Origin of the sequence: Lacihabitans sp. CCS-44 (genome assembly GCF_024343735.1) — a bacterium.
GTDB lineage: Bacteria > Bacteroidota > Bacteroidia > Cytophagales > Spirosomataceae > Leadbetterella.
On sequence record NZ_RJUE01000057.1, the window covers coordinates 140294 to 158824 of the forward strand.

Annotated in this window: 16 protein-coding genes; 2 read left to right on the plus strand and 14 right to left on the minus strand. The window is 37.1% G+C overall.

Annotated features, from left to right (window positions below):
* Positions 1 to 4: 4 nt before the first annotated feature.
* The 7 genes from EGI26_RS12365 to EGI26_RS12395 form a co-directional block, all read right to left on the minus strand.
* On the minus strand, positions 5 to 1213 hold the full coding sequence (locus EGI26_RS12365) for an MFS transporter (RefSeq protein WP_255078771.1): 1209 nt from the start codon (positions 1211 to 1213) through the stop codon (positions 5 to 7).
* A 7-nt stretch (positions 1214 to 1220) separates the two neighbouring features.
* Positions 1221 to 2324 carry a rhodanese-like domain-containing protein gene (locus EGI26_RS12370; protein ID WP_255078720.1) on the minus strand — a complete coding sequence of 368 codons (1104 nt, stop codon included), beginning with the start codon at positions 2322 to 2324 and terminating at the stop codon, positions 1221 to 1223.
* A gap of 1007 nt (positions 2325 to 3331) precedes the next feature.
* Positions 3332 to 6202 carry a type I restriction endonuclease subunit R gene (locus tag EGI26_RS12375; RefSeq protein ID WP_255078722.1) on the minus strand — a complete coding sequence of 957 codons (2871 nt, stop codon included), beginning with the start codon at positions 6200 to 6202 and terminating at the stop codon, positions 3332 to 3334.
* Positions 6203 to 6205: 3 nt separating this feature from the next.
* Complete coding sequence (locus tag EGI26_RS12380; RefSeq protein WP_255078723.1) at positions 6206 to 6754, minus strand: hypothetical protein; 549 nt, start codon at positions 6752 to 6754, stop codon at positions 6206 to 6208.
* Positions 6751 to 7929 carry a restriction endonuclease subunit S gene (locus tag EGI26_RS12385; RefSeq protein ID WP_255078725.1) on the minus strand — a complete coding sequence of 393 codons (1179 nt, stop codon included), beginning with the start codon at positions 7927 to 7929 and terminating at the stop codon, positions 6751 to 6753. Before EGI26_RS12385 ends, EGI26_RS12380 begins: the two co-directional genes overlap by 4 nt.
* Positions 7926 to 8954 (minus strand): YhcG family protein, encoded by a 1029-nt coding sequence (locus tag EGI26_RS12390; protein ID WP_255078728.1) that lies wholly within the window; start codon positions 8952 to 8954, stop codon positions 7926 to 7928. Before EGI26_RS12390 ends, EGI26_RS12385 begins: the two co-directional genes overlap by 4 nt.
* A 73-nt stretch (positions 8955 to 9027) precedes the next feature.
* Entirely contained in the window at positions 9028 to 10641 is a 1614-nt protein-coding gene (locus EGI26_RS12395) for a type I restriction-modification system subunit M (RefSeq protein ID WP_255078736.1), read from the minus strand.
* A gap of 163 nt (positions 10642 to 10804) precedes the next feature.
* On the opposite strand from EGI26_RS12395, the gene EGI26_RS12400 reads away from it, so the two are divergent.
* On the plus strand, positions 10805 to 10954 hold the full coding sequence (locus EGI26_RS12400) for a hypothetical protein (protein ID WP_255078737.1): 150 nt from the start codon (positions 10805 to 10807) through the stop codon (positions 10952 to 10954).
* A 153-nt stretch (positions 10955 to 11107) separates the two neighbouring features.
* Here EGI26_RS12400 and EGI26_RS12405 read toward each other — a convergent pair whose 3' ends face one another.
* The 4 genes from EGI26_RS12405 to EGI26_RS12420 all read right to left on the minus strand — a co-directional run bounded on the left by EGI26_RS12405 (position 11108) and on the right by EGI26_RS12420 (position 13849).
* Positions 11108 to 11404 carry a hypothetical protein gene (locus tag EGI26_RS12405; RefSeq protein WP_255078738.1) on the minus strand — a complete coding sequence of 99 codons (297 nt, stop codon included), beginning with the start codon at positions 11402 to 11404 and terminating at the stop codon, positions 11108 to 11110.
* Positions 11405 to 11419: 15 nt separating this feature from the next.
* On the minus strand, positions 11420 to 11653 hold the full coding sequence (locus tag EGI26_RS12410) for a hypothetical protein (RefSeq protein WP_255078739.1): 234 nt from the start codon (positions 11651 to 11653) through the stop codon (positions 11420 to 11422).
* Positions 11654 to 13498 (minus strand): hypothetical protein, encoded by a 1845-nt coding sequence (locus EGI26_RS12415; RefSeq protein WP_255078740.1) that lies wholly within the window; start codon positions 13496 to 13498, stop codon positions 11654 to 11656.
* 90 nt (positions 13499 to 13588) lie between these two features.
* On the minus strand, positions 13589 to 13849 hold the full coding sequence (locus EGI26_RS12420) for a helix-turn-helix domain-containing protein (protein ID WP_255078742.1): 261 nt from the start codon (positions 13847 to 13849) through the stop codon (positions 13589 to 13591).
* Between the two features lie 107 nt (positions 13850 to 13956).
* Here EGI26_RS12420 and EGI26_RS12425 point away from each other — a divergent pair, with 107 nt between their 5' ends.
* A complete protein-coding gene (locus EGI26_RS12425) occupies positions 13957 to 14727 on the plus strand; it encodes a helix-turn-helix domain-containing protein (protein WP_255078743.1) in 771 nt (256 codons plus the stop codon).
* Here EGI26_RS12425 and EGI26_RS12430 read toward each other — a convergent pair.
* The 3 genes from EGI26_RS12430 to EGI26_RS12440 form a co-directional block, all read right to left on the minus strand.
* A complete protein-coding gene (locus tag EGI26_RS12430; protein WP_255078744.1) occupies positions 14704 to 15957 on the minus strand; it encodes a site-specific integrase in 1254 nt (417 codons plus the stop codon). The genes EGI26_RS12425 and EGI26_RS12430 overlap by 24 nt on opposite strands.
* Before the next feature lie 226 nt (positions 15958 to 16183).
* Positions 16184 to 17089 (minus strand): 5-dehydro-4-deoxyglucarate dehydratase, encoded by a 906-nt coding sequence (kdgD, locus tag EGI26_RS12435; protein WP_255078745.1) that lies wholly within the window; start codon positions 17087 to 17089, stop codon positions 16184 to 16186.
* Between the two features lie 112 nt (positions 17090 to 17201).
* Positions 17202 to 18500 carry a glucarate dehydratase family protein gene (locus EGI26_RS12440; protein ID WP_255078746.1) on the minus strand — a complete coding sequence of 433 codons (1299 nt, stop codon included), beginning with the start codon at positions 18498 to 18500 and terminating at the stop codon, positions 17202 to 17204.
* Positions 18501 to 18531 lie beyond the last annotated feature (31 nt).

Sequence of the window (18531 nt, forward strand, 5' to 3'; positions counted from 1 at the left end):
CAAACTAATTTTTTAAATCAGGCATTCTTATTTGTATGATAACTGACGAGCAGATGGTGATAACTCCTATTAAAAGAATAGCATATTGTATACCGAAAATATCGGCAGTTATTCCTGAAATAATAGCCCCAAAAGCATACCCCAAATCACGCCAAAGTCTAAAGGTTCCAATACTTTCTGCTCTTTGGTTGGGGTTGGTAGCTTGGGCAATTGTTGATAGAAAAGTAGGATAAACCAAAGCTGTACCAATACCTAAAAAAGCTGATAAGATGGCTAAAAAATAGAAATCCTTTGCAAAAATTAATAATATAATAGCTATGCCCTGCAAAAACATTCCCCAAAAAAGCATTTTTTTCTTAGAGTAAATATCCGACATTTTTCCAGTAAAAAGCTGCCCAATTCCCCAAAACGTAGGATATATTGCGGTAATAATACCTATATTCTGATTATTTAGCTTTAATTGCAGTAACAAAATTGGCAAAAGACCCCAAATCATGCCATCGTTTAGATTATTGACAAGCCCAGCCTGTGTTACCGAACTCAATGTCTTATCTGTAAATGTAGTTGTCATAAATACATTTTCTGCATTTGTAATCGTTGAATTTTTTGCTTCTTGCGAAACATGAGTTTTAGTATCCTTCACCCAAATAATAGTTAATAAAAAACCCAAAACAGCTATGACGATTCCAATATAAAAAGGGTAGGGACGAACACCATAATTTTGAGCAATAAAACCCGTCAGAAAGGCAACAATTCCAACTGCCAAATAACCTGCAAACTCGTTGATTCCCATTGCCAAACCTCGTTGTTTTTCACCAACCAAATCCATTTTCATTACAACTGTGCTACTCCAAGTAAGTCCCTGACTAATACCCAGTAGAATATTTGCAAAAATAATCCAAGACCAATTGTTTGCATATATGATAACAAAAGGTATCGGTAGTGCTAAAAGCCAACCAATAATTAGCAAATTTCTTCGACCAATTCTATTGGCTAACTTTCCTGTAAAATAATTTGCTATGGCTTTTGTAATACCAAATGCAACGATAAATGAAAGTATTGCGGATTTTGAGGATATACCAAATTCTGTTTCAGCCAATTGTGGAATAATTGAACGTTCTAAACCTACCATGCCGCCTACGAAGGCATTTACGATGACCAACAAACCAAACTGCTTCCAATTTTCTTTAAGTCCTAATTTTGTTTCCATGATATTGATTTTATGAAATAGCACATCGGTTAGCACCTGCTTCTAAGTCTATTGGGTTAATGTCGCTAAAATCGCCTTGAAGGTTTTTCTCAACAATTACAAGGTAATTGGCTGGTGTAGCGGGAATTCGACCAATGATAGTTTCAATGAAATCTATTTCATTCAATTGTAGGAGAGGAATTGATTTTACTTTTTTTAATGTACTATGAATCAAAAGATTATCAAAATCAATTGGCTGACTTGTGTGGGCAGGTAATACAATTATTTCGTCATTGAGGCTTAATAATTTTTGAAGTGATTGGTACAAAAGTTTTGCTTTTACTTTCATTCCTTCGGTATCTGCCTTCAAATCGGGTCTTCCAACACCATTTATAAATAAGGTATCACCAGTTAGTAATACCTTATTATCAATGTTAAAACTCATACTTTCCAAAGTATGCCCTGCTGTTGAAATGGCTGAAACTGAAATATTTCCAAGTTTGAAAACGGTTTCATTTTCGATGGGTTGGTACTCGAAACGTAGGTTATTGTTAGCGGGTAAAAATAAGGCCGCACTGTTTTTCTCAGCTATTTCCTTCGACCTAGAGAGGTGATCTGCGTGTGTGTGGGTTTCTATTACATATTTTAAAACCGCATCATTGGCATTAAGATATTGCTCATACACGTTTATATCCAAAGAAGCATCTACTACAATAGCTTCATTATTAGAAATTATCATGTATGATAAACATCCTTTTCCTGTTCTCCGAAATTGAATCAAATCAAAATTTGGGAAATTAATGGTTGCAGTATTCCATGCCAAACTCCATGCTTTCAAGCCTCCCTCCAACGAATAGGTGTTATAACCCTGAATCTGAAGCATTTCGGCCGCTACCAAGCTCATTTTGCCACCACCACAATAAGCCACTACAGGTACACTTCTATCAAGAAACAAGTCACTAAAGGCACCAAAATCATTGTTTTTTATCTTGTCGTAAGCGTTAAAATGAAGACTGTTGGGAATATGCCATTCGGCTCTTTCCGAGATAGGACGTATATCGAGGATCGAAACTGGTTGCCCGATTTCCAACCAATTACGTAAAGTATTGACATTAATAGTTTTGATTGCTTCCATTATGTTTAAATTTTAAACAAAGGTAGAGACCTCTATTTTAGAAAAAATTAACAAATGATAAAAAGCAGAGTATTAAACAAAAAAAATCAAATTATTATTCTGCCGCCACTTACAATTGCCCTCCATGAGTCTTTGTTTTCGCTTAAATAGATAATTAAAAAAATGTCTCCCTTCTTTGTGCTTCCATTTCAATGATTTTTCTGTTTGACAACAAACTTGATAGAAGTTATCTATGTTATTGGCTACAAACCCCTTTTTAGCATATTTGAGATAATATAAATTAAAGAATAGGTGGCTCATTCGAAGCCAAGACGTTCACAAATTCGCCTTCAACTAGGTTAGCATCAGTAAACTGTATAATCATAGCCCAATTGGTTCACTTTGAACTGTAATGACTGGCTCAATTCCACCAAAATGGAAGAACGACCAAGTATATAAAACCACCCAGAATGAAAATCATGAGGATATTGGAAAAATACAAACTTTAGAAACCCAAGTAAAGGCTTAAAAGGCATGAACACAAAGCTAAAAATGTGAATAAACCTCAACTTGGTAGAGATCAAACTTCAACAGCGACATACTTATTTAGAACATGAGCCGCACACACCCAGTGTGTTCACCCCAAATACGGCTCAAAATGACCTACACACCATGCACACACTTTTGCACACACCCCGAACAAACAATGTGTGCAAATGGCAAAATTAGCCGCACACACTCCATTTTTAGAAACCTCACACACTAAGCATAACCTGCACACAACTGGATTGTCGGACAAAATGCAGATGATTAAGACAATCTAAAAAAAAATACAAGTGATAGAATCCGAAATAGATAAGAATTTGGAGAAAAAAGTTGATGCCAAAGGTCATCATTAAAAAAACAAAAACATTTGAAGTCCCACAAGTTTAAATAAGGATAAATATTTCAACTTAAGTAGTTCACTTTCAATGGAATATGCAGGCTCACTTTTTACTGGAATATGCCTATTAATTTTCGACACAACCCTACACCCCCTCAATAAAAGTCTCTATAAACCCTAAAATCTTGTCTTTGATGCGTGTGAAGGTGGTGTTTCGGTCTTTTAGACCTGGCATTACTGTTAGCATTGGCCTGATTTCGTTTACTAAAGGTAGCTTTTGTGAGAACAAATACTCAGCAATAACCTCCTGAAGCTTCGTTAAATCGAGGTTTTCGGCTTTCGATAGAGTAATTAGTGCATTGGCTCTTTCTAGGCTCCAGAACTCCTCAAATTGGCCTTCTACTTGGTCTGCCTCTGTTATGTTTGGGAGATTTTCGTTGATAAATTTCTCTATCAGTATTTTTTTACTTCTTAGCTGTATTTGACCTTCTAATAGCTCCTTTATTTCCCTTTTCTTCTTCTCTAGGTCTTCTGTAGTGCCAATATTGAGTTTGGCCAAGAGCATTAAGATGTAGGCCACATTTACCTCGTCACGGTGTATAAGCTCCAGCTCAAAATCTACATCATTGAGGATCGATACCTTTTCTTTTGCTGATATCTTGGCTCGGTCGTGTATGTCTAGATATTTGCTTTTGTAATCTTCAAAATCTTGACTTGGCATCACTAAGTCTTGTTCTTCATAGTCCGCAAAGGTGCTGAGCGTGTTTTTTATCCGTATCAGCTCTCTGAATTTCTGCACAAACTCTAAAATATCGTCCTCTGATGCTAGATCATTTACGCTGTCTACCGTGGGAGTTATTTTCAATAGTTCGGCATAAACCTCATTGAAACGACTAATATAGTCTCCATAAGGTTTCAGAATGATGTCTTCCTTTGCATTTTTGTTTGAAAACAAAGCAATGGCGTCATCTGTGGCGTTTTTAAGGTTTCTGAAGCACACAATATTTCCATGCGACTTCTTGTCGTCCAGTATCCTGTTTGTGCGTGAGAAGGCTTGAATTAGGCCATGGTACTTGAGATTCTTATCAACAAACAGTGTATTGAGCGTTTTGCTGTCAAAACCCGTCAAAAACATGTTTACAACCAACAAAATGTCTATCTCCTTGTTCTTTACTCGCTTTGATATCTCGTTGTAATAGTTGTAAAAAGATTGGCTGTCTTTGGTAGTATGTTTCGTACCAAACATTTTATTGTAGTCCCCAATGTACTTTTCCAACTTGTCTCTGTTGTGCAAGCTTAGTTTTTGGTACTTTTCTTCTGGCTCAGCCACTTTGTTGAAATCAAAGTTATCTAGCTCATCCAGTTCTATGTTGTCATTGCTATCTTTTACATCTTCGTTGGCCACATAGCTGAAAACAGTAGCAATTCTCAAATTATGCTTACCTTCTAACTTCTTTTTGGCAAAAATGTCATAATACTGAGTAAGAATATCCACCGAACCAACACAAAACATAGCCGTATAGGCTCTTGAGTGTGTTTTTTGGTCGTGGTGAACTATGATGTAATCAGCTATCTTTTCTAGCCTTTTGGGCGACTCTAACAGTTCTTGGGTGTCAATGCCCTCGACTTCTATATCAAGCTCATTCTGGCTTTCTTTTTGGCGATATCGACCCACATATTCCACCGAGAACTTCAACACGTTTTCGTCTTTTATGGCATCTGTAATCACATATTTGTGCAAACATTCCTCAAAAAGCTCTTTGGTGGTTCGTTTACGTCCATCCAATGATGCTGCGTTTTGCTCAAAAATGGGTGTCCCTGTAAAACCAAACATTTGGTTGTTGGTAAAATAGCTCTTTATCCGAGCATGGGTTTCTCCAAACTGTGTTCTGTGGCATTCGTCAAAGATGAAAACGATTCTTTTATCTTTCAACTTCTCCATTTGGCTCAAGTGACGGATTTTCGAAATGGCCGTATTGAGCTTTTGGATGGTGGTTACTATCAGTTTGGTGTCATTGGTAAACTGCTCAACGAGCTTCTGGGTGTTGTCGGTGCCATCGACACTTCCGTCAGAAAAACTATTGAACTCTTTGGTAGTTTGGTAGTCAAGGTCTTTTCTATCCACCACAAACACCACTTTGTGTATGTTTGGATTAGTCACCAATATTTGGCTAGCTTTGAACGATGTCAAAGTTTTTCCTGATCCTGTGGTATGCCAAATGTATCCGTTTTTAGTTGGCCCATTGGCTGGCGTATTTTTAACTCGGTCTAAAATAGCCTCAACTGCAAAGTACTGATAAGGTCTCAAAACCATCAATGTGCTATCTTTTTCTGAAAGAACTATGTAACGAGTTATCATTTTTGATAAATGACAAGGCTCTAGGAAATCATCGGTAAAAGCGAACAGGTCGGTGATGAGTTTATTATTTTTGTCAGACCAATAAAAGGTTTGTTTGAAGTTTTGTTTGAGGTTGTTGCTGTAATATTTGGTATTCACACCGTTTGATATCACAAATACCTGAATGTATTGAAACAAACCATAATTGGCACTGTAAGAATGTCGTTGATAGCGGTGAGTTTGGTTAAATGCTTCTTTTAGCTCCAATCCTCGGCGTTTGAGTTCGATTTGACAAAGTGGTAAGCCATTTATCAAAATGGTGACATCGTAACGGTTTTTATAATCGCCCTCGTTTTTGATTTGGCTACATACTTGGTATTGATTTTGACACCAAAACTCTTGATTGATAAACTCCAAATACACGCTGGTGCCATCTTCTTTGGTGAGCTGCATTTTGTCACGAAGTATTTTGGCTCTGTCCCAAATATTACCTTTGTTGAGGTGAACCATCACTTGGCCAAACTCTTTTTGAGTCAAAGAAACGCCATTATGCTTCTCTATTTGGGTTTTGAGATTAGCCACTAGGTCGGTTTCATTTCCAATATTCACGAAACTATAGCCTTGTTTTACAAGTGCATCTATGAGTTTGTTTTCAAGTTCGGCTTCGGGTTGTGGCATAAGCTATTTTGTAAGAATTTTTTTTAGATTGCTATGGGTATATATTTCTAGTTCCAACTCTGCCAATGATTGTATGTTAGTTTTGACTAAAATTCGTTTTGCTCTATCAATGATTGCCATATATTTGAATCTTGAATGAATTCCATTTGTCCATGAAACAATTTCACTTTCTTTGAAACCTAATTTTTCTTGAATTAAACGATCTACTGGAAAATGCGGCGGGGTTTGTATCCATCCAGCACACCATAGGTATTTCAAATACAAATTCAGTATTTTTTGGCAAACTCCAAAATTGAGTCGACCTTCCGATAAAACTTCGCTATCTACAGAGCTGTTTAATATTGTTTCAATATTCTTAATATGCTCATCTTCAGTAACTAACCCTTCATAATTAGATGAAATGTCTATTAATACAGTATGTAAATAATCTCGGAATGCTTTCTTCGATGTCTCGCTTGCATCCGAGTTATAAATGCTAGCCCTTTGAAATGCCGCTTGAATACTCATCATCCAATATTGAGACTCAAGAAATACATGTTTACTATTTTTCATACAAACATCTGCTGTAAAAGTCCTTTTTTATAAGTTTGGGCTTCTTCGATTAGGTGTATAACCTTTTCAATTTTTTCATCAATTGCTGTTAGAAAATGGGCTATTTTATCCTGTTCTTCTCTTGATGGAAGTTCGCATAATTCAAGAGAATAATCTTTGAAATAAATATGTGGAATTGTACTTCCAGTTATGTATTTAGTAAAATCAAACGTGCTTAATAGGTAAAAAAGAAAATATGTGTTTACGCTGAGTTTTGGTTTGATTATCTCCATTGTTCCTAAAACAGAAGACTTCCCTTTACAAAATAATAACCTTCCCGCTCCTGCACCATCTTTAACAATGCTAACATAATCATTTTCTTCTTCATAAAAATCAACTCTTTTTAACACCCCAGATGCTCCATAAATAATAAAATCACCAAAGTTTTCTTCAATTTTATTTGCCGAAATACTGGAGGATTTTTTTAATGCTATCTCCCCCAAACTCTTCTGCTCCCAATCATCAAAATCAGACCCATCATCTTTCTTGAAGCGAATTTCTTGGCTAAAAATCTTTTGCATCAAGCCTTTTTTGTATTCTTCCGAGAGCCTTTTCTTTTCTTTTAATGCTTGTATTTTTTCTTCAATAGTGGTTAGGAAATTGGCTATTTTTGTTTGTTCTGCAAGAGTAGGAAGTATAATTTCAAGCGTTTTTAAATCAGAATTATAGACATTACTAATACTTGAGCCTTTAGCTAAAGTGGAAATCTTTTTTCTAAGTTTATGATTGATATAGTAAGCCACATAAATTTGACTGTAAACATTATTCTTAGATGGTTTTAATATATTTATAGTTCTACCAATAGCAACGTTCTCAATTGTTAAAGCTGAAGCTGACCCAATATCAAGTGGGTCTTCGCCTGCAGATGGCAATAAAATCTCATCACCTTTACTTAGTAGTAGCTCAGATTTATCAAGGTTTGTTTTATTAAAAACTTTAGTAATTACCTCATTATACATGTAATACAACTCTCCATATCTCACGCAAGGGGTTTCAAAATCTGGAGATGCTTCATTTTGTTTTATGTTTTTACCCGTAGAGAAAAGGAATATATCACTGAAAGAGTGTTTTATGTTCGATTTATTTCCTAAATCAGAAAACTCAGGAAAACGCAATTTTGGTATTTGTGTGGTCATTTGGTTTCATGGTTTTGGTACAGAGACATTAATTTCTGACTAATTTCTTCTGTGGCTGGCAATAAAGCCTTGTATTCTTCAGGAAGTTTATCTGTGATGGAGTAAGTAGCCACACCAATTGGCATTGTACTGGTTTTTAGTGCGTATTCCACTACTGTTCGATCTTTTCTTTTACATATTATTATGCCAATTGCTGGGTTTTCGTGAGGCTGTTTTACGGTATCGTTCAATACCGACAAGTAAAATTCCATTTTGCCCTTATATTCTGGCTCAAAATCTCCAATTTTCAACTCCACGGCTATCAGTGACTGCAATTTCCGATGAAACAACAACAGATCTATTTTATACTCTTTGGCACCCACATAGATTTTGTATTGGTTGCCAATAAAACTAAAATCGGCACCTACTTCTTGCAAAAACTCTCTGATGTTTTTGATGAGTGCCTGTTCAAGTTCGTATTCGCTGTGTTCATCGGCCATTGCTAAAAACTCAAAATTGTAATGGTCTTTTACGGCCAAGTGGGCTTGTTTTTTTATGCTTTCGGGCAAAACCTCATCAAAGTTAGTTTGATTGAGCAAATACTTTTGATATGTTTTATTTTCAACTTGATGCACCAGTACATCTTTCGTCCAACCAAACTTTTTTGTGGCAACAGTATAGAAAAGGCGTTCTTGAGAGTCTTTGCATTTTTTTAAAATGACAATATGTTTACTCCAACTAATTTCTCGTACCAATGGTACGAGATTTTCATCTACGTGGTATTCATTAAAAAATTGAGCCATTAACCATAAATTACCTTCTGAAAAACCTGACATTTCAGGAAACTCGTTTTGAAGTTCCTTTGAAAGTGTAGGAACAATTGATTTTCCCCAACCCAAGGTTTGTTTTTCGGCAATGGCCATGCCAAGTTCCCAATACAAGCTTATTAGCTGCACATTTACAGCTTTAAGAGCCTCATATTGAGCTTGCCTAACCTTGAGTTTGATATCGGTAATAAACTGGTTCTGTAATACTTCTAAGTTCATTTGTAAAACCTTGATTTTAGTATAAATAACGTTTTCCTGACCTCAAGCAAACGATTGATTAAGAAAAGCTTTTTTAAAACGGCGTTTCAATGCCCAATTCTTTACAAAAAGCCGAAATAGTATTGTCGATTTCTAACATGGAACTGTCCACTGCTTTTAATTTTTGAGCTATTTCGGCTAAATCAATGCTTTCTTCGGCTTCAAAAGTGTCCACATAACGAGGAATGTTAAGGTTGAAGTCATTCTCCTTAATTTCGCTTATTTTGGCCACATAACTGTACTTTTCTTCGGGCTTTCGTTCTCGGTAAGTACTTACTATTTTGTCGATATGCTCTTCTTGGAGGATATTTTGGGTTTTTACCTTCTCAAAATGTTGACTCGCATCTATAAAAAGCACATCATCGGGGTTCTCACGACATTTTTTGAATACCAAAATACTGGTAGGGATGCTAGTACCATAGAAAATATTGGCTGGTAGGCCAATAACCGCATCTAGATAATTGCAATCTTCAATCAAATATTGTCTGATGTGGCCTTCTGCACCACCCCTAAACAACACACCATGTGGCATAACTACCGCCATGGCACCGTTTTCATCCAGTTGATAAATCATGTGCTGGATAAATGCAAAATCTGCCTTGCTTCCTGGTGCTAATTTGCCATATTGGCTAAATCTATCGTCAGTTTGAAATAAAACATTGGCCGACCATTGAGCCGAGAATGGAGGATTAGCCACAATTGCTTCAAATTTCTTGTCAAGGTGCTGTGGTCTTTCTAGAGTATCCTCTTTTCTGATGTCAAATTTGGAGTAATGCACATCATGAAGGATCATGTTCATTCGAGCCAAGTTATACGTAGTACGGTTTCGCTCCTGGCCATAGAAAAAGGCCACGTCTTGCACTTCTTTGGCTACTCGCAATAGCAATGACCCAGAACCACACGTTGGGTCATATACAGACCTAAGCTTGGTTTTACCAGTGGTTACGATTTTTGAGAGAACTTTGGAAACTTCTTGCGGAGTATAGAACTCACCAGCCTTTTTACCAGCTCCACTAGCAAACTGACCAATCAGATACTCGTATGCATCACCCAAAATATCAGATTCGGTATTTTCAAGTTCAAAGTCAATTTTATCTAAATGCCCTAAAATCTTGGAAATTACCTTGTTTTTGTCTTTCTCTGTTCTTCCAAGTTTGGTAGAAGTGAGGTCAAGGTCTTCAAAAAGCTTATTGAAGTCGTCTTCGGAGTCAGTACCAGCAGTACTTTGCTCGATATTCCTAAGAATTATGGTTAAATCACCCAAAATAAAGCTTTCTGAGCTGTTTTCAGAAGCATTATTATTATCTGTTTCACTTGCTTCCTCATTTTGGCTACCACGGGCAGCTATTTGGCTAAAAAGCTCACTAGGTTTAAGGAAATAGCCCAATGATTCAACGGTTTCCTCTTTTATGGCCTCAAGAAACTCTTGACCATCCAGTGTATTTTCGTTGATTTCACGGTATTTGATAGTTTCACCAGATTCTGATAGAATTTTATTGGCATTAAGCTCCATTTTTTCGGACAAATACTTGTAGAAAATAAAGCCTAGGATATAGTCTCGGAACTCATCAGCATCCATAAGGCCACGGAGCGTATTGGCGATGTTCCAAAGTTGCTGTTCAAGTTGTTTTTTTTGGTCAATTGACATGGGTTCTTTCTGTAAAAATAATGATTTTGTAAGGCTTTGGGCAAATATAAGAAAATAATGAGCCAGATGAAACCGACCTTGGTAGCCATTGATTAGTTTGATATGGAAATGCCTAATATTTTCAGCTCAACGATGGGCTAGTTTCAGAATTTTTAGCAAAAAAATGGTCTTTTTGGGTCTTGTAGGACACCTATGTTGCATGGAAGCTGATTACACCTATACTTCTTCTTTTGAGAAAAATAGTGTAAACACCCTCAGATTGCACTGGAAGGGCGTAAACACCAGTGTAAACAGGGGAGTAAACATGGTGTAAACAGGTGCTTAATTTGGGGTGTTTATGGTGTAAACAGGTGGTGTTTTGAAAATGTAATCATTTTTGTAAACAACGAAAAGTGGCAGTATCACAAATTGTCGGACATTTTTTTTATGTAGATCTGAAAAAACAAGAAAAAAGGTTTTGATGGCTTCAAAACCCTTTTTTCTTGGAGAATTTCACCAGTAAAATTGAGATAAATGAGATAAAACCCAAAGAAATCAACCAAGCCCAAAAGTTAGGTTTTGAAGATTCCACTTGCGGAGTTCCTGCTTCATCTTTGGCAACTATTTCTTCTTTCTTCTCGGTAACTGGAGGTTCAAAATAACCCTCTAGAACTTGCTCTAGAAACTTAGATACTGAAATCTCCTTCTCCATGGAGTGGTTTATGATTTTGTCTTTTAGGTCACTAGAAAGCCTAATACTGAGTTTTTCGTTTTTGTTAAGCATAATTTTCTGTTTCAGTTATTTTAAATTGAAAGTTATTGTATCTAAGCCACTTTTAGTACAAGCTGTAATGAAGCTATCTAGATATTCCTTCATATCTATAGTTCCCATACATGCAAATTCATGATACCTGTTAGGATTTGGCAATAATGCAGGTTCTATATCGAAGTGAATATTTCCATCAAGGAAATATTTCATATGGCCATTGTTCTCAACTACCCAAATACCTCCTAATAATTTTTGGTTTTCCATTTATGCTGCTTGATTATATAAACAATTGAAAATATGAGTGAAATACAACATGTACTGGCGATATAGCTCAGGACTGTTATCCTGCAGTACCTTTGCATGCTTGACCACGGCTGGTTTACCATTTGGTTTCTTGGGGTAGCCCATTTTTTCGGGTCTGAATGGTATTATTTTACCACGCATTTTCTCAAAACTGGCTCCAACTTCTTTGCTGATACGGTCCACTTCGTCTTTACCTATGTAGTTTACTATTTTATCGATGTACTTCATGGTCTCCTGGTCTTCGTCCATAGGGTTTGATACAAATATGTTTGTTTTACCTTCCTGCTCTGTCAATATCACTTCTCGGTAATTGACTATTTTGGTGAAGTATTTCATTACTGGTACCGCTATTTTCTCGGTCGGTACCATTGTGGTATGCTCTTGGCCATCTGCGTCGGTTTCTTTTATTATTCGGCCTGTAATATACGTGCGGCCTATTTCGTCAGTTTCGGTTATTACATCATCGGCTGGTTTAAATCCACGAAGCTTATCAGAACAGCCCCAAATTCGGCCATTTACCTTGCGTTCTTCAAATTCAATTTTGTAGCAAGCAGCTGGGTTGTTTTTCATTTCTTCGGCTGTAGGAGTGTAGTACTGCATGTCCACTTCTACTTTTTCTGCTTCTCCGGTTAGATTATTTACTTTGGTTTCGTAGGTATAGACACATTCACGGTTAAGGGTTTCGTTGAACTTTACTTCTTGATTGGGCTTTAGTGGCTTTTGGGTGGGTTTTTTTGCTACGTATTTTATCACGTAGGCCGTTACGATATCCAAATGCTGAATGGCTCTGATTTCGGTAGATGGTGGGTTGATAAAGCCACATGCTTCTGCTTTATCGTATATGACTTTTTGCTTTTCGTGAGCTGCTTGTGCTAAAATGGCATCGTTAAGCGGCTCTTTGAATTTGAGAGATATTTCTAAGTACTTTGCAAATGTTTCGTTAAGGTCGTTGGGAATTTCGCCAGTGGCTAGTGCTGTTTCTGAAATAGACTTTAGCAACTTCATATCTTCTGCAGCTTTTGTTTGATCTGCCACAAAGCCATCTTTGAATTTGCGTTTTTGAACCAATGCATAGCGGCTAACATAACCTAGCTTTTCACAGTAGTGATTCCACCTTTCACGAATAGCCTCCCAAGGCACATATTTGTCGGCAATGATATGAAAGTGTAAGTTTGTGTTTTTTTGGGGTTCGGCTCTCCAAAAATATACGGATACACCAAACCCCATTTTTTGTCCTTTTTTAGGACCTTGTTTATAAGTTTCACTCGAATCTGCTGTAATCCATTTTATAAAAGGATTTAGCACTTTTTCCTTAATGGTGTTGTCTGTATGCACCTGAGCTGATGGCAAAGTGAGCGTTACAAACGTTGGAAATACTTTCTCTAGGTTTACTTCTTTTTTACCTTTCCTGAGTTCGTTGTTTAGCTCTATGCTTGTGAGCCAAACCGACATCATGCGTTCCACATATCTCCTAGTGGCTGGTGATAGGTATCCGTTGTATGCCGAATCGTTGCCGTTCAGGTTGTTCAGGTTTTTTTCGGCATTTGGGTTTATTGGAGCTGATGATTCTCTGCGATAAATATCAACCATGACCAAACCACGGTTACGGAAAGATGCCGTTGTCTCTATGGTGGCTATCTGCGTAGTGGTGCGTTCGGCCATTCCATTCATGATGGCGTTCTTCTTGGCCGCTTTGGCTTCTATGGCTGCCTGAATCTTTGCGGCACGAGCTTCTAGCTCTTGTTTGCGGCTCAAAAGTGGCTTCTTAGGCTCAGGAAGGCGGTTTCCGAATATGTCAAAACTCATTTGGGGTGATATTTAAAAATGTTATGAAAAAAACTTAGAATCGATGTTAAGATAAACGAACTATATAGAGGGCGTAAAAAACCCACCTACTCAGCTTTGAATTATGGCTGAAATCAATTCTGACTTCAGATACAATTTCTTCCCACCTAGATAATGGAACTTCAAGATTCCTTGAAGCTCATACCTATTGAGACTACTTTCGTCTACTCCCAAAAACCTAGCAGCTTCTTTTCGGCTTAATGGCTTGGAGTTTTCCTCAGCGAGCTGAATAGCCGCTTCTTTTATAATTTTTTTAAAGGTTTCTAACATAACATTCTCCATTTCTTGAGAGAACAATGCTGATAAGTTCATTTTTGTTTTTTTATTTATGCACAAATGTGCATATAAAAATGATTATATTTACATTCATTAACAATCATTAACAATATTTTTTTTAAAATATTTGCTATATTTGCATTATGGATATTAAAAACAACATAAAAAGCTTGAGAGAGAAGCACAGTATCTCTCAACAGGAAATGGCAAATAGGATGAATCTAGACCAGTCAAGCTATAGTAGACTGGAAAAAAGAGGAAATAAACTATCTATTGAACAAATAGAAAGTATCGCCAAAGCTCTTCAGGTAGATTTAAAAGATATAATCGTTTTCAAATCGAGCTCAAGTGAAATAACCGAAAGCTCCTATTTTGAGCTAATATCAAAGAATGAAGTATTAACACAAGAGTTAAGAGCAACGAAAAGCACACTAGCGGATAAAGACCAATTACTAGAATATGCTAATCAAAAATTTGTCACCTATCAAAGCTTCACTTTATCTTTATTCGAGGAACTCATGATGAGTATTATGTTTAGGCTTAAAATAGGCAGCTTAAAAGTAATAAATGAAGATACAAACACTCTTGAAAAAGAAATTAGGATCTCAAACCTATCTAGCTTGGAGGTAGTAAAGATAGAATACCAAAATACCTACTTGCTAAACCCAGGCACCGAAATTTATTTATATCTTAGCGATGAAGAAGAATTGATCGTTTTTAATGGAAATGACCTACTAAATTCGACCGAAGGTAAAATTGTTTATCAAATTCTTGAAAACGACCTTTGTAAAAATAAATACCCAAGATTTACAGAAAGATTCAAAAGAATAAACACTGCTTTACTACAAAGCTTCCGAATTCAAGCCCTAAAACAAAAGTATGGCTCTAAATTACAAAGAACCAAACTGTTCTAGATAGCTATGGTAAAATCCTCTGGCACCACTTTTATTTTTCTTTCCGATGTATTGCAAAAAGGCTTTCTCAGTAGTGTGTCCTGTAATTTCCATCATATTCCTCAGATCAAATTTGCCTTTTAGATAATAATTGGTAGCAAATGACCTTCTTCCAATATGTGATGACACCAATTCATATTTATGAAACACGCCTTCAATATTTTTTCCTGTGACTGGGTCTCGTATAGCACCACTTATTTTTTCGTTTAGCCCAGCAATTTTACAAACTTCTTTGATATATAAATTATACTTTTGAGCTGAAATTGGTCGAGGAAAGTCTCCGTTTCTCTTAGCAAGAATTCGCTCAACAGCTGGCAAAATTGGTACGTGGACTTGAACCTCAGTCTTCTTTTGTGTAATATCTAACATTTTTATGGAAATATCTTTATCAATATCCATAAACAAATCCTTCCTCCTAAATTTCATAAAATCAGAAACTCTTTGCCCTGTATTGCAACTAATTACCAGCCAATCAGCTGCATTTTGCAAATAATCGTGTGGATATATGGCATTTTCAATCGCCTCAATCTCATCAAAGCTTAAATAGGGCCAAGTAACTTTATGACTTTGAACCTTTATGTCCATAAAATCTTTACTGAGTGTTAGTCCATGTTTATTTGCATGTCGACAAACGGTCTTTACGAAAATAATCGACCTTTCAACTGTGTTTGGTGAATATCCTTTAGACAACATGATATTCTTATATTTCTCAGCAAATACAAATCCAACATCCGACACTTTTAGCTTCTCTCCTGTTATGTTCTCATATTTTATAACATTCCCTTTTATTACACTATACTTTTGGTAAGACCTTAACGTCAGTTCAAGCTTCTTTTTACTAAGAAAAAAGTCAAAGTATTCAACTAAGTCAGAAGACGGCCCAGATCTTTTTATCTCGGTTTCGGGCTTGTAAGAAATAACATCCTCAAGCCAAGCCTTATCAATTCTAATCTTACCACTGTCCACTTTGAATTTTTCAAGAATGCTTGTTTTTATTTTCCATAGATTAGATTTTAGAGATAATAATGATGTTTTCTTTTCGACAGGAAACCCTGTCGCTGAGTCCCAATTTTCAGGCTTTATGGTAAATGGTGTCACAGCTGAGAACTCTGTGTCTCTTGAGGGTCTAAACCTAACTAAGATTGGTACAACCTCCCCTTTCCCTTTGATTCTAAAACTTAATGATGCCATGTTTTATATTTCTAGAAATTTATACTATCCCCACATTATCCCCACACTTTGTAATTAATTGAGATAATATAGGTCAAATATATGGCTTAAATGTAATAATAAAGCACATTTAACCGGTATTTTATTACAAATTATAGCAGGTTCGAATCTCTTCCTCTCTGCCAAAAAGCCTCTTGATTAATCTCAAGAGGCTTTTATTATTATCTGTGTTTGGTTTATCTTTATTTTATCTACTCTGATCAATAATCTTTTTCAACTCATCAACCTCAGCATCTGTCGGCATCGTAAGTGGCGGACGTACATCACCGGCACTTTTACCAATCAACTTTGCCCCTGCTTTGATTAAACTTACGGCATAACCATTCTTTTTGCCACGCAATCGGACTAAAGGAATATAAAACTTCTTCGTGATTTCGTCCACCGTCGTTTTATCGCCTGCACGTAAAGCTTTATAGAATTTATTGGCCAATTCTGGTACAAAATTGAAAGCTGCCGATGAATACGTATTTACACCAATTGACAAATAAGCCTCCGCAATAATTTCAGCCGTAGGCACTCCACCAATGTATGAAAGTCGTTTGCCAACTGTTTTGATGGTATCGTTGAGGTCTTGCATATTGCCTGTGCCGTCTTTCAAACCAATGAAATTCGGGCAAGCATCGGCCAATTTTTTTATATAATCTGCCGATAAAACGCCATTGCCTCGATTATAATAAATGACTGGCAATGAGGTGTTTTGCATGATGGCTTTGGCATATTCATACACGCCATCTTGGGGGCATTCGGTCAGATACGGTGGAAAAAGTAAAATGGCATGGATGCCTGCTTTTTCAGCAATTTTTGTAAATATTTTTGCCTCGGCAACACTTTTCCCTGCACTCGCTATTACAGGCACTCGTTCGGCCACAACTTTGACTGAAATATTTACAATCTGCTCATATTCTGCCGCTGTAATTGAGAAAAACTCACCAGTTCCACCTGCTACAAATACCGATGATACATCATGGCTCACAAACCATTCTACACGGTCAGCGAAGGTCTTGGCATTAAACTCACCGTTTTCATCAAAATCGGTGATTGGAAAAGAAAGAAGCCCGTCTTCGAGCGATGATTTGATTTTTGATAGTTCCATAAGCCCCCTGACCCCCATTGGGGGAATTAAATTAAAGTTTAATAATTAAAAAATGAACATCTATTTTTTTGATAAACCCGCCCTATAAACTCCCCCATTGGGGGCAGGGGGGCTACCACCTCGTTGCTTTAAATTTCCAGTCTGGTTGTACTTTTTGCATTTCTATTTCGTCATTCCGTTTGGTTAGACCGCACATTTTATAGTTTTCGTGCAGTTTTGCTAAAGCTACTCGGTCGAGTTCTACACCGAGACCTGGGCCTTTCGGAACTTCAACTGCTCCGTCTTCAAATTTCATGCGTCCGCCAACGATAATTTCGTCAGATTGCCACGGATAATGCGTATCAAGAGCATAGCTAAAATTTGGGATGGCTGCTCCTAAATGTACCATTGCCGCCAACGAAATACCCAAATGAGAATTAGAGTGCATAGATAAATCTCGCCCGAAAGTCTGACAAACGCCCGCCAAAGTCATTGACGACTGCAAGCCTCCCCAAAAATGATGGTCGGATAAAATAATATCTTCCGCACCTAATTGAATACTTCTTGGAATATCTTCAAACGAAGTCGTACACATATTGGTCGCCAGTGGCGTTTTCAAGGCTTTTCTTACTGCAGCCATGTTTTCTTGACCACGACATGGGTCTTCTAAATATTCCAAAACGCCTTCCATTTCTTTACCGTACTTGATAGAAGTTTCTACTGTCCAAAGGGCATTTGGGTCAATTCTTAGAGGTGTATCTTTTCCAAAAGCTTCATATAGAGCAAAAATCGCATCTACTTCTTGGCGTGGTTCAAAAACGCCGCCTTTTAGTTTAATCGACTGAAAACCAAACTCTTTGCACATGGCTTTTGCTTGGGCAACAATCTCTGTAGGGTTCAAAGCACTTGCTTGTCGAGCAGCATCCCAACCTGTGGCGTTGGGGTTTGTTCCGAATGCCAGTTCGCCACCAGCACCTTCGTATTTATAAAAAAGGTAAGCCGAAAATGGCACTCGGTCACGGCGTTTGCCACCCAATAAATCCACTACTGGACGATTGATAATTTTACCGACAATATCCAAACAAGCTACCTCAATCGAGCTAAAAATATGGACTAAAGTACGTTGGTCCCAAGGAGTATCGCCTCTTTTGATGGTATCTTCCGAATCGAAATTTGCGGACAGAATATCCCGAATTTGATTCAGTTGAAATGGGTCTTGGCCTATTACAAACCGTCGGCTTTTTTCGAGGGCTTTATCTATTTCGATATTGCCCGGTATTTCGCTTACGCCACTTATACCATCTTCGGTTACGAGTTCTACCACTGTTCGCAAAGCATAAGGTGCATGAAGCCCAGCGGCATTGAGCAATGGAGGGTCTACCACCGCAATGGGTGTGATATGGAATTCTTTGATTTTTGGAAAGTGTTGCATTTTGTTAATAAGGGTGACTGGTTATTGGTGA

Excerpts from the sequence above, each read along its gene's own strand:
- EGI26_RS12370 (WP_255078720.1), bottom strand. The coding sequence starts at position 2,324 with ATGGAAGCAATCAAAACTATTAATGTCAATACTTTACGTAATTGGTTG.
- EGI26_RS12375 (WP_255078722.1), bottom strand. The coding sequence starts at position 6,202 with ATGCCACAACCCGAAGCCGAACTTGAAAACAAACTCATAGATGCACTT.
- EGI26_RS12380 (WP_255078723.1), bottom strand. The coding sequence starts at position 6,754 with ATGAAAAATAGTAAACATGTATTTCTTGAGTCTCAATATTGGATGATG.
- EGI26_RS12385 (WP_255078725.1), bottom strand. The coding sequence starts at position 7,929 with ATGACCACACAAATACCAAAATTGCGTTTTCCTGAGTTTTCTGATTTA.
- EGI26_RS12390 (WP_255078728.1), bottom strand. The coding sequence starts at position 8,954 with ATGAACTTAGAAGTATTACAGAACCAGTTTATTACCGATATCAAACTC.
- EGI26_RS12395 (WP_255078736.1), bottom strand. The coding sequence starts at position 10,641 with ATGTCAATTGACCAAAAAAAACAACTTGAACAGCAACTTTGGAACATC.
- EGI26_RS12400 (WP_255078737.1), top strand. The coding sequence starts at position 10,805 with ATGGTCTTTTTGGGTCTTGTAGGACACCTATGTTGCATGGAAGCTGAT.
- EGI26_RS12405 (WP_255078738.1), bottom strand. The coding sequence starts at position 11,404 with ATGCTTAACAAAAACGAAAAACTCAGTATTAGGCTTTCTAGTGACCTA.
- EGI26_RS12410 (WP_255078739.1), bottom strand. The coding sequence starts at position 11,653 with ATGGAAAACCAAAAATTATTAGGAGGTATTTGGGTAGTTGAGAACAAT.
- EGI26_RS12415 (WP_255078740.1), bottom strand. The coding sequence starts at position 13,498 with ATGAGTTTTGACATATTCGGAAACCGCCTTCCTGAGCCTAAGAAGCCA.
- EGI26_RS12420 (WP_255078742.1), bottom strand. The coding sequence starts at position 13,849 with ATGAACTTATCAGCATTGTTCTCTCAAGAAATGGAGAATGTTATGTTA.
- EGI26_RS12425 (WP_255078743.1), top strand. The coding sequence starts at position 13,957 with ATGGATATTAAAAACAACATAAAAAGCTTGAGAGAGAAGCACAGTATC.
- EGI26_RS12430 (WP_255078744.1), bottom strand. The coding sequence starts at position 15,957 with ATGGCATCATTAAGTTTTAGAATCAAAGGGAAAGGGGAGGTTGTACCA.
- kdgD (WP_255078745.1), bottom strand. The coding sequence starts at position 17,089 with ATGGAACTATCAAAAATCAAATCATCGCTCGAAGACGGGCTTCTTTCT.
- EGI26_RS12440 (WP_255078746.1), bottom strand. The coding sequence starts at position 18,500 with ATGCAACACTTTCCAAAAATCAAAGAATTCCATATCACACCCATTGCG.